Source organism: Microcoleus sp. MON2_D5, from assembly GCF_036701905.1.
Classification (GTDB): Bacteria; Cyanobacteriota; Cyanobacteriia; order Cyanobacteriales; family Microcoleaceae; genus Microcoleus.
Window position 1 is genome coordinate 1 of the sequence record NZ_JAUBRM010000055.1, and the last position, 10,916, is coordinate 10,916.

Sequence of the window (10,916 nt, forward strand, 5' to 3'; positions counted from 1 at the left end):
CAATTGAAAATCTGTGGTCAAAACTGAAAATCATTCTCCGTTCTATCAAGACTACTAATTATCAAGAATTAGGAAAAGCCATAGAGTTTGCGTTGGGGCAAGTTACATCGTCAAATATTTTTAACTGGTTTACACACGGCTGTTATTGTACCTCATCTTTTTGAGAAAGGCTATAGCATAATTAAACTTTTTAACTAAGGCATTTTCTGGGAGCTAAAAATACACACAAGGAACTGCTTCTATGGCGTAGTAACAGGTACAATTGAATTCGCGAGTTATCGATTCGCTAAATTGACCGACCTTCTGGGCGCCTAAATCGATCGCTAAAGAGTCAGAGTCGATGATTTTAGAATAAATAGTATGAGTTTTGAGATTGATCAAGCCTGAATGCTTTTGCCAGAAATCGATACATTTCACTAATAAATTATAAAGTGTCATGAGTGGCGAAATAAATTATGGTTAATACCAACATTAAAAACCATGTGTGCCGAGTTACTGAGGAAAATTAATTAATTAATTGTAACAATACTTTGATACTATGTACTCTGGCAGCTAAAACCCACAACTTCAAATCGACATGAGCCAGCATTCAGACCGCATTGCCCCTCACGGCGGCACCCTGGTCCACCGCATTGCCACACTAGACCAAAGACAAGAATTTTTCGATAAAGCAGAAGTCTTGCCACGAGTCCAGCTTTCGGATCGATCGATCTCCGACCTGCAAATGATCGCCATCGGCGCCCTGAGTCCCCTCAAAGGGTTCATGAACGAAGCTGATTATCGATCGGTCGTTAAACAAATGCGCCTCTCCAACGGCCTGCCGTGGTCGGTTCCCATCACCCTCTCGGTCTCCCAAGCAGTCGCCGACTCCCTCAAAGAAGGCACTTTAGTGCGCCTCGACTCGCCGGCGGGCGAATTTGTCGGGCTCTTGGAACTTGCAGAAAAATACCACTACAGCAAAGAAGAAGAAGCCCTCAACGTCTACCGCACCGACGACCTCAAACACCCGGGCGTCCAAGTAGTAGACAAATCCGGACCAGTTAACCTCGCAGGCGATGTTTGGCTGCTGGAACGCGGACTAGACCCCCGGTTTCCCCAATACCAAATTGACCCGGCGAAATCGAGAATGCTGTTCACAGAAAAAGGATGGAAAACGATAGTCGGTTTCCAAACCCGAAACCCCATCCACCGCGCACACGAATACATCCAAAAATGCGCCTTAGAAACAGTAGACGGCTTGTTTCTGCACCCGCTAGTCGGGACGACAAAAGAAGACGACATCCCGGCTGATGTGCGGATGCGCTGCTACGAAATTCTGCTAGAAAAATACTATCCACACGATCGCGTAATTTTGGCAATTAATCCAGCGGCGATGCGCTACGCCGGGCCGCGAGAAGCAATTTTTCATGCTTTAATCCGCAAAAACTACGGCTGCACTCACTTTATCGTGGGGCGCGATCATGCTGGAGTTGGCGATTATTACGGCACTTACGATGCCCAATATATTTTTGACGAATTTGAGCCGGGAGAATTGGGAATTGTGCCGATGAAATTCGAGCACGCTTTCTATTGCACGCTGACGGAACAAATGGCTACAACTAAAACAAGTCCCAGCACTCCCGAACAACGGGTGCATTTGTCTGGAACCAAAGTTCGGGAAATGCTGCGCGCTGGTAAATTGCCGCCGCCGCAGTTTTCCCGGCCGGAAGTTGCCGCAGAATTAGCCAAGGCAATGAATATTTTCAATTACGAGATTTAAATCTTGAAGATTGGTGGGGGCGACATTCTGCATAGTTTTGAATTTTGAGTTTTGAGTTTTAAATGGGAAATTTTCAACTTAAAGCTCAAAAGTTAAAACTTAAAAACTCCCTTAATACTAAACACTCACAATCTAATTAATTCCCCTAAAATTATTGAGGGGAATTTAACTTAAAATTCAAAACTTAAAATTCAAAGCTATTTAAAAATGGGACTCAAGCGGCGGGAATTTTTGCAGCAAGCTGGCCGGGTGCTGGCCGCCATCGGAATCAGCGAGGCCCTGTGGCTGCCGTTGGGCGATCGCTACCTCCAAGCCTTAGCGCAGCCGACAGCCAGGAAATTGGCTTTGTTGGTTGGCGTTGACAAATATCCAGATTCGCCCCTGCACGGCTGCGTCACGGATGTGGAATTGCAGCGGGAACTGCTGATATATCGGTTTGGGTTTGTGCCGTCTGACATTTTGACTTTGACTGACGCTAAAGCTACGAGGGAGAATATCGAGACGGCTTTTGTCACTCACTTGACTCAACAAGCAAAACCCGGTGACGTGGTAGTTTTTCACTTTAGCGGCTGCGGTAGCCGAGTCAGTTTGGGCGAGTCTCCCGGAAAAATGCAAAACAGTTTGGTGCCGGCGGATGATGTTTTGCCGTTGTTAGCAAACCGGGCGGTGAACGATATTTTAGAGGAAACGCTGCTGCTGTTGATGCGATCGCTCGCGACAGAAAATGCGATCGCCATCCTCGACACCAGCTACACCTATCCGGGTTTCCCCAAAAACGGCAACTTTCGCATTCGCTCCCGCCCCCGCCCCACCATCGGCGAGCCTCGCCTCGCAGAATTAACGTTTGCCCAAGACCTCCGCTCCCGCCCAAATCTCCGTCCGGACGCCGCCGTACTTGCCGCGGGCACGAATTCCGCACTCGCCGCCGAACAAGAGTGGAACGGATTTACCGCAGGTTTGTTTACCTACGCCCTCACCCAAACTTTGTGGTGGGCAACTCCCGCTAGCAGTTTCAGCGTCAGTTTCGGCCGCGCTGCGGGTAATGTCGAGCAAATTGCGGGGTTATCGCAGCAACCGCAAATTCTCAATCACGATTTAACAACCGCGCCGGCGGTGAATTTTTCAAATTTAATTTTGAATTCCCCTGCATCTGACGGCGCTGTGACGGCGGTGGAAGAGGGGGGCAAAACTGTGCAGTTGTGGCTGGGCGGGTTGTCGCCCGGGGTTTTGGAGTGCTGCGGGGGTTCTGTGTTTGCTGTGGATTCCTCCGAGGGCGCGAGGCTTTTGCTGCGGGGACGCACGGGCCTCTCTGCTAAAGCCCAAGTTGTAGACGGGTTCGATCGAACAGACGGCCAATTAACAGTCGGCGAACTCGTGAGGGAAGAAATTCGGGTATTGCCGCGAAACATCGGTTTGACAGTAGCTTTGGACTCGGGTTTGGAACGCATCGAGCGGGTGGACGCTACCAGCGCCTTTGCGACTGTGCCGCAAGTTTCGGCGGTAGGCAGCGAGCAACTGGCTGACTGTCGGTTCGGCAGAGTCCCGGAAACAACTTTAGCCGAAACAGTCTCGCCTCACGAGCCTGTTTTGTCTCAAAGGCGTTACGGTTTGTTTTCTTTGGCTCAAATGCTGATTCCCGATACTGAGGGCGACGGGGGAGAAGCAGTTAAGGTGGCGGTGCAGCGCTTGACTCCGCAGTTGAAAGCGCTGCAGGCGGGGAAGTTGCTGCGGCTGACTATCAATGAGGGATCTTCGCGCCTGAAGGTGCGGACCGAGCTGGTAACTCTCGCACCCCAAGCGCGGGCCGTGGCGCAGCGAGAGCCGGTGCGGGCCGGCGGTGATTATCGGCTGGAACCGCTGAGCGGGGAAAGTGAGAAATCCGCAAGCGCTCATACACTAAGTTTACCAGAGGGCAGCCGAATTAGCTACAGGTTGTATAACGACAGCGATCGCCCGGTTTACTTTGCGGTGTTTTGCTCGGACTGCGCGGGAAGGCTGTCCGTACTCGGCGCTGAGGGCAAAGACTCTGTGGGGGGGATGTCGCGGGCGATCGCTCCTGGGGAGAATTTGACCGTGCCGGCGGCTGGGGCTGTTGGGTTGGCGGTATCTGGGGCGATCGGACTTGCGGAAACTCTGATTATATTTAGTGAGAAACCCTTCGCTCAAACTCTGGCTGCAATAGAAGCCGAAATGCAGCAAACGAGGGATGCCCTGCCAATTCGAGCGTTGTTGAATCCTTTAAATGTGGTGCGGGCGGTACTCGAAGATTTGCACGCCGCTAGCATTCCGGGGGTGCAGAAAGTGGGGATATCGACGGATGATTTGGCTTTGGATGTGAATGTTTGGGCAACTCTGAGTTTTGTTTATCGGGTGGTTTAATTGTTAAAAACTCCTCGCTCATAGTCGGCGATTGAAATCGCTTTTGACCTCAAACTACACAAACGAACTCCACCTACGCGAGACTGAGAAATCATACCAAATCCAGCTTAAATACCCCCTCGATCTCGCTTGTCTGCGGAGGCGGACGAAAGTTTGACTTGTAGAACGGTTTCCACCGCCGAATGAGAAAGGAGGTGGATTTCTGCGGATTTGGTATAAGAAATCAAGACTGATAAAGCTTTTCCACCATTTGAGCCAAGCGTTTCATTGCAGTTTCAATCTCATCATTTGTTGCTGTCAAACTGATGCGTAAACACTCATGTTTGTGCTGCCAATCTTCCCGCAAACCTGGGAAGAAAGAACTTCCCGGCACGACAATTACGCCAACTTTTTTCAACTCTTGATACAGTTCCCAATCAGTCATTGGCAAATCTTTCAGCCACAACCACGCGAAAATTGCTCCTTCGCCCCGGTGCAAAAACCACGGCAAATCCTTCGGCATTGCTTGTTCTAGAGTGCTTTCTACGATCGCAAATTTGCTTTGATAGTAGGGGCGAATTACGTTGATGGAGATGTCGGCAAGAGCGCCGGAAGCAATGGCACGAGTTGCGATCGCCTGTCCGTATCTCGGCGAATGAATGCACATATTGGTCTGAAAACATTCTAATATTTGAATGATTTTTTCATCGCCGATCGCAATTCCGATTCTTTCACCCGGCAATCCGGCTTTCGACAAACTCATACAGTGCACGATATTGCCACCAAAAATCGGCGTCATTTCGGTAAAATTCAAGGACGGGAACGGAGGGCCGTAGGCGGAATCAACGAACACCGGCACGTCGAAAGCGGCCGCTAAATCGGCAATTTTCTTAACTTCGTCGTCGGTGAGAACGTTGCCGGTGGGGTTGCAGGGACGGGAAAAAATGACGCAACCGGTGGTTTGGTCGATCGACAATTGGCTGAAATCCGGGCGGTATTTGAACCTGTGGGCGGCTGCATCAATATCGAGGGTAGGTTTGCAGGCGACTACCGCTTCGGGAATCAAGCTAACGCCGCCGTAACCCGTGTAGTCTGGGCTCAGCGGTAGGACGATATTTTTAAGGCTACCCCCCCTAGTCCCCCCTTCGTAAGGGGGGGATGGGGGGGGTGCGGTGTAGCCGCCGAAAGCGTTGGCTGCGTAGAAGTAAATCGATTGACTACCGGGAGTAATTAGGATATTGCGATCGGTCAAATTCAATCCGTAACGCTGGTTGAAATCCTCCCGCACCGCATCAATCAACGGCTGATAGCCTTGACTCGAACCGTAGCGACAAACCACCTCGCCGTATTCCGGGCCCGCCAAAAGTTCCGCTGTGCAGTCGCGCCACAACTGCTCAACTTCCGGCAAAATCACCGGATTTCCGGCGCTCAAATTGATAAACTCCTGCCCGCTGCCGGCTCTGAGTGTTTCAATAATATCTTTCATAATTGCCCGAACTCCCGTGAGGTGGGACATCTGAGCGCCAAATTGAGTCAGGGCAGGGTTCATAGCAAATGCAGCGACAATGATAGAAGTTTACAGTTTATCTATAATAACTCCAGTCGCAGGCGTTAGCGTAGCTTGGCTGGGGCATGGGTTGTCGATCGAGCGTCTGATTAATTCAATAAACTCGATCGCACAGCATTTTGTTTTTCCCCTCTGCGCGCGCCGGAGCATAAGATTCAGGGCATTTGTGAAGCCCTATCGATCGATCGAACATCGATCGAACAGTGTTTTTTGTCTAAAAATTAGCGAACGGAACAGCATTATCTAATTCAAGAGTTTTGGTAAGATTTCACACCGCCGCGCCCCATGAATTGCCCATACTTGACAGCAGCCATTGGAAACATCTAATATTAGCACTGTAACCCGATCGCAACAGAATTTTATTGGCTCCGGTTACTGCTATAATTGCAGGTTTAATCCAGCCTCAAGACTCAGATTTGTTGCTAGCTCATTTTCATGATTCGCGGTTTGCTGACAGCGGTGCATTTTATCATCAATCCGACTAAAGCCAAGATAGATCGTAAGGTCACCCTTTGAGTGGCGTTACATAACAAATACATAAATCCCAACCAAAATTAACCGCCGTAAACTTCAACACAACAATGACACACTTTCCACTTATAGAATACGAGCAACTTACCGATCCTAAAGCCAAAGCAGTGTACGAAGAAATCTTGACAGACTTGGGTTTTGGCATCGTCCCCAACCTGTTCAAGTCAATGGCAATCAACCCTGACCTATTAGAAGCAAATTGGAAAAAATTCCGGGGAACCATTCTGCAAGGAGACTTACCCCGCACGCTTAAAGAAATGGTCGGCGTCGCTATTTCCCAATCAAATAATAGCGAGTACGCTCTCCAAGTTCACCTGCACGGATTGTCAGCCTTGGGGATGAGCGAAGAACTACTGCGAACCCTAGTTTCTGACTTTGCCAACTGCCCTTTGCCAAAACGTGATAAAGCCGTAATTACCTTTGGCTTGCTGGCTGCTACAAAACCTCTGGAAATGACAGAAACTGATTACCAAAATCTGCGGGATTTAGGACTTGATGATTCAGAAATCTTTGAGATTATTGCGACAGCAGACTTGTTTAGCTTTGTCAACCGATATACTGATGCAATAGCCCTCGAAATAGATGCTTTGTAATCTATATTTTATACCCATATTATGGGCGATCGGCTAGAAGATCAAGATCGAGAAGAACTTCTGTTAACAGCCCGCCGTTTGTTAGCAGAAGCTCAAGCGCTTTCCATCCGCATTTCCGCTGTCAACGAAGTTGCCACTGCTATTAACCGCACCCTGGATCTCAACCAGATTTTGCGGGTACTAGGCAAGCAAGCCAAATGGTTGCTAGACTTTGAACACTGTAGCGTTTGCCTGCACAGCACTAACGCTTGCATGACCTTATTTGGCCGGCATATCCCTGTAGATATTGGAGCCCTCCCAGAGGGCGGGCCTATTCACAAAGCTTTCACCACACGTCAACCTCAATTAATTCAAGAAGCGGGTGCTACTGCTATTTTATCCCCCTACGCTTCGCAAATTATCCTTCCCTTGGAAAGCGAAGGTAAGGTTTTAGGAACCATTAATTTTGCCACAACCAAGCCGCGGGCTTACACTCAAGAAGACTTGCGGATTGGCTATCTTTTGGCTTTGCAGCTATCCTCAGCTATCCGCAATGCTGAACGTTTTAAAGAGATAAATAGCCTGTATTCCGAGCTCGATGCCGAAAAGCACAAATCTGATCGGCTACTGTTGAACGTGCTGCCGGTTGAAATTGCCGAGGAGCTCAAAAATAACGGCAAAGTGGAACCACTTTATTATGATAACGTATCGGTTTTATTTACTGACTTTAAAGGCTTTACTCAGTTATCTGAAAAAATGAGGCCGCGAGAGTTGGTTGACGAACTAGATTATTGTTTTTCTTATTTCGATCGCGTGATGGATAAATACTCTATGGAAAAACTGAAGACTATTGGCGACAGCTATATGTGCGCTGCAGGAATTCCTACGCCTCGCCCAACACACGCCTTTGACGCTGTACTTGCTGCCCTAGAAATTCGACAGTTCATGGATTTGCGAAAATGGCAGAAAGCTCAACAAAATATCCCTTATTGGGATATCCGCATTGGCATTCATTCAGGCCCAATACTTGCTGGGGTAATTGGCCATAAAAAGTTTTCCTATGATGTCTGGGGAGATACAGTTAATATTGCATCTCGGATGGAATCTTCGGGCGTACCTGGAAATATCAATATCTCTCACGACACCTTTGAATTAGTTAAAGATTTTTTTGAATGCGAATACCGAGGAAAAATTTATGCTAAAAATAAAGGCGAGTTGGATATGTATTTGGTTCACCATCTTAAATAAATTAGGGAATGGCTAATTGCCCAGGGAAAATGGCTAAGCGAGCCTTTATACCATTTTAGATTTTAGATTTGGGATTTTAGATTGTGATTAGGGAATGACTGATTACTATCACGTTTGGGATCGCGGGCCTACAGTTGGCGTTTTTTTGACTGGTGTTAGATATAGCAATCCTAAATCACTCGTAAATTTTTTACCCCACCCCAACCCTCCCCTTGGTAAGGGGAGGGAGTAAGAAATTCACAAATGACTTAGGATTGCTATATTGAAATAAAACTCAAGTATGAACTGAGAATATATCGCTCGAAGTTTTTTTTCATAGTTCGGTATTGTATCGGATTGTCACCAGGCTATATTAAAATTATCGAGTTGTAGATTTTATTTTTAAATTATTTATGAGTATTTGGCAAGTCGATTTTTACCGCCGCCCTCTCCAAGACGAAACTGGCAAACCACTGTGGGAACTCTTAATTTGCGACTCGGAAGGCAGTTTTCAATTTAGCGCTGTTTGCCGCCAGGGGGCCGCAAATTCCACTTGGCTAGCTTCGCAGTTGCAGCAGCAAGCTCAAACCCAAAATTTGCCCGCATTGATTCAAGTATTTAGGCCTCAGTCTCTGGGCTTAATCGAAGCTGCGGGCAAAGTTTTGGGCGTCAAGGTGGAAGCGACTCGGCGCACTGCGGCTCTGAAATTGCTGTTGCAACAACGCGCCAAAGAATATTTGAGTATGCCTAATTATACAGGTGAAACTTACAGTGCGATCGCCCTCGACTCGCCGCCCCCCGTGCCTTTACCCGAAAACCTCTGGGGCGATGGCTGGCGTTTTGCTTCCCTACCCGCCGGCGACATTGAAGAGGCTTTCCAAGGGCGTCCCCTGCCAATTTTGGAAATGCCAGAATTTCTGTTACCGCTGAATTTGGGCTTGGCCTCAACAGTACCCGTACCGGGAGTGGTGATTGACGGCGGACGCCAGTCTATGCGGTTGGCTAGATGGGTTCAGGATGCCAAACCTTTCGCTTTGAATTATATTGCTGGAGAACCAGACGGATTGATATTGGAAGCGGGGTTAGTAGATAGGTGGGTTGTGGCTACTTTTGAAGATAGCGAGGTGAAAGCCGCGGCCCAAATTTACCAACAGCGGAAGCAATTAAGTAAAGGATTACATTTTTTGTTAGTCCAGCCCGATGATAGTGGCATGACTTATACAGGCTTTTGGCTGTTAAATTTTGAGCGATAAGATGTAAATAATATTATTTGTGAGGTCGATCGCGCGCCGAAAAATAGTAAAACACCGCCCGAACTCACTTCCCGCCGATACAGACTCAAGCACAAATTTTAAAACAGCTTCTTGAGTCAGCAAGAGATAGTGCTGCGAAGTTATTCTACAACTAAAATCAATCCGTTTCGGATGCCCTGACACACTCGGTTGATGTGAGAGTGGTCTTTTTCGTTAAGACCTTTCTCCGCTAGCATTGCTGACTTCAGCAGCCGTCTGTCAAGGGGGGTAATTTGGCGAAAAGCAAAAATGCGCTCGACGATCGCCTCGATCGAGATTTTGGGGAGGTTAGCAGAGCTGACAGTCATGGTCTTAACACGCTAAAAACAAGTAACAGAACTATGTACCTTTATTTTTAAAGATTTTGTGAAGGTATTTTGTGATTAAGATCACATTTTTTATGTGACAAAATAGTGTATGTCGGGTGACTGCTATCACGAAATCTTCAATTATCTTTACCCCAACTTAACGATGGCCCGATAGAATCACTCTTGTAAAACTCAAGCAGAGGGTAAAAATGGCACAAGCAAAAATCGGAATTATCGGCGGCAGCGGTTTGTATAAAATGGAGGCCCTCAAGGATATTGAAGAGGTGAAAATTGATACACCTTTTGGAGCGCCATCCGATGCCGCAATTGTGGGAACATTGGACGGTACGCCGGTAGCATTTCTGGCTAGACACGGCCGCAACCACACTTTTTTGCCCTCAGAAGTGCCGTATCGCGCAAATATTTATGCAATGAAGAGTTTGGGAGTTGAGTATTTAATCTCAGCGTCGGCGGTTGGTTCTCTGAAAGCTGAGGCGAAACCTTTAGATATGGTAGTGCCCGATCAGTTTATCGATCGTACAAAAAATCGAGTTTCTACCTTTTTTGGAGAAGGAATTGTTGCCCACATCACATTCGGCGATCCGGTTTGCGGCGAATTGGCTAAAGTGTTAGCAAGTGCGATCGAATCCTTGAACCTCCCCGACGTTACCCTGCACCGGGGCGGCACCTACGTCTGCATGGAAGGCCCCGCATTTTCCACAAAAGCAGAATCCCACCTTTACCGCAGTTGGGGGGCGACAGTCATCGGAATGACAAATTTGCCGGAAGCAAAATTAGCCAGAGAAGCAGAAATTGCCTACGCAACTTTAGCATTAGTCACAGACTACGACTGCTGGCATGAGGATCACGACAGCGTAACTGTAGAAATGGTAGTTGCAAACTTGCACCGCAATGCAGCAAATGCCCAAAAAGTTATTCAAGAAACAGTCCGTAGACTAACAGAAAATTCCCCCGTTTCCGAGTCGCATTCAGCTTTGAAATATGCAATTCTGACTCGGCTGGATCAAGTGCCTGCCGCAACCAAGGAGAAAATGGGTTTGTTGTTGCAGAAGTATTTGTAGTTGAAATTAAGTTGCAATCATGAGGTTATAGGTGACTCCACAGGTGTAAGGTGTGCAGCGCGCACCCTACATCATGGGGAGAAGGCAGAAATATTTGTATATCTAGCATTCGTCCTGAGTCAAGAGTCAGAAGTCAGGAGTAAGATCCATTGCATATCAAATGTTTTAACAATAGACATCTCCGAAAATATCCAAAGCTCTTCTATCGCTACTTTTGAAT

8 protein-coding genes are annotated in these 10,916 nt (G+C 47.6%); 6 read left to right on the plus strand and 2 right to left on the minus strand.

Going from position 1 to position 10,916, the window contains the following annotated elements; genetic code table 11:
• The first annotated feature begins 577 nt into the window (after nucleotides 1–577).
• Together sat and QUA47_RS20175 are read left to right on the plus strand one after the other, a co-directional pair.
• The gene (sat, locus tag QUA47_RS20170; protein WP_333284321.1) at nucleotides 578–1,759 is read left to right on the plus strand and encodes a sulfate adenylyltransferase; all 1,182 of its coding nucleotides are present in this window, start codon (nucleotides 578–580) and stop codon (nucleotides 1,757–1,759) included.
• A gap of 207 nt (nucleotides 1,760–1,966) precedes the next feature.
• Complete coding sequence (locus QUA47_RS20175) at nucleotides 1,967–4,138, plus strand: caspase family protein (protein WP_333432064.1); 2,172 nt, start codon at nucleotides 1,967–1,969, stop codon at nucleotides 4,136–4,138.
• Between the two features lie 223 nt (nucleotides 4,139–4,361).
• Here the strand turns inward: QUA47_RS20175 and QUA47_RS20180 are convergent, their stop codons facing one another.
• Complete coding sequence (locus QUA47_RS20180; RefSeq protein ID WP_333432065.1) at nucleotides 4,362–5,666, minus strand: valine--pyruvate transaminase; 1,305 nt, start codon at nucleotides 5,664–5,666, stop codon at nucleotides 4,362–4,364.
• 599 nt (nucleotides 5,667–6,265) lie between these two features.
• Between QUA47_RS20180 and QUA47_RS20185 the strand changes: the two genes are divergently transcribed.
• From QUA47_RS20185 to QUA47_RS20195, 3 genes are all read left to right on the plus strand, one after another.
• Nucleotides 6,266–6,808 carry a peroxidase-related enzyme gene (locus QUA47_RS20185; protein ID WP_333095122.1) on the plus strand — a complete coding sequence of 181 codons (543 nt, stop codon included), beginning with the start codon at nucleotides 6,266–6,268 and terminating at the stop codon, nucleotides 6,806–6,808.
• A 21-nt stretch (nucleotides 6,809–6,829) separates the two neighbouring features.
• Nucleotides 6,830–8,035 (plus strand): adenylate/guanylate cyclase domain-containing protein, encoded by a 1,206-nt coding sequence (locus QUA47_RS20190; RefSeq protein WP_333432066.1) that lies wholly within the window; start codon nucleotides 6,830–6,832, stop codon nucleotides 8,033–8,035.
• Nucleotides 8,036–8,427: 392 nt separating this feature from the next.
• Nucleotides 8,428–9,267: a Tab2/Atab2 family RNA-binding protein gene (locus QUA47_RS20195; protein WP_333432067.1), complete on the plus strand. Its 840-nt coding sequence runs from the start codon at nucleotides 8,428–8,430 to the stop codon at nucleotides 9,265–9,267.
• Nucleotides 9,268–9,407: 140 nt separating this feature from the next.
• Here QUA47_RS20195 and QUA47_RS20200 read toward each other — a convergent pair whose 3' ends face one another.
• Nucleotides 9,408–9,614: a hypothetical protein gene (locus QUA47_RS20200; protein ID WP_190662201.1), complete on the minus strand. Its 207-nt coding sequence runs from the start codon at nucleotides 9,612–9,614 to the stop codon at nucleotides 9,408–9,410.
• Between the two features lie 209 nt (nucleotides 9,615–9,823).
• Here QUA47_RS20200 and QUA47_RS20205 point away from each other — a divergent pair, with 209 nt between their 5' ends.
• A complete protein-coding gene (locus tag QUA47_RS20205) occupies nucleotides 9,824–10,696 on the plus strand; it encodes an S-methyl-5'-thioadenosine phosphorylase (protein WP_333432068.1) in 873 nt (290 codons plus the stop codon).
• The last annotated feature ends 220 nt before the right edge of the window (nucleotides 10,697–10,916 follow it).

Excerpts from the sequence above, each read along its gene's own strand:
- QUA47_RS20185 (WP_333095122.1), top strand. The coding sequence starts at position 6,266 with ATGACACACTTTCCACTTATAGAATACGAGCAACTTACCGATCCTAAA.
- QUA47_RS20180 (WP_333432065.1), bottom strand. The coding sequence starts at position 5,666 with ATGAACCCTGCCCTGACTCAATTTGGCGCTCAGATGTCCCACCTCACG.
- QUA47_RS20200 (WP_190662201.1), bottom strand. The coding sequence starts at position 9,614 with ATGACTGTCAGCTCTGCTAACCTCCCCAAAATCTCGATCGAGGCGATC.
- QUA47_RS20205 (WP_333432068.1), top strand. The coding sequence starts at position 9,824 with ATGGCACAAGCAAAAATCGGAATTATCGGCGGCAGCGGTTTGTATAAA.
- QUA47_RS20195 (WP_333432067.1), top strand. The coding sequence starts at position 8,428 with ATGAGTATTTGGCAAGTCGATTTTTACCGCCGCCCTCTCCAAGACGAA.
- QUA47_RS20190 (WP_333432066.1), top strand. The coding sequence starts at position 6,830 with ATGGGCGATCGGCTAGAAGATCAAGATCGAGAAGAACTTCTGTTAACA.
- sat (WP_333284321.1), top strand. The coding sequence starts at position 578 with ATGAGCCAGCATTCAGACCGCATTGCCCCTCACGGCGGCACCCTGGTC.
- QUA47_RS20175 (WP_333432064.1), top strand. The coding sequence starts at position 1,967 with ATGGGACTCAAGCGGCGGGAATTTTTGCAGCAAGCTGGCCGGGTGCTG.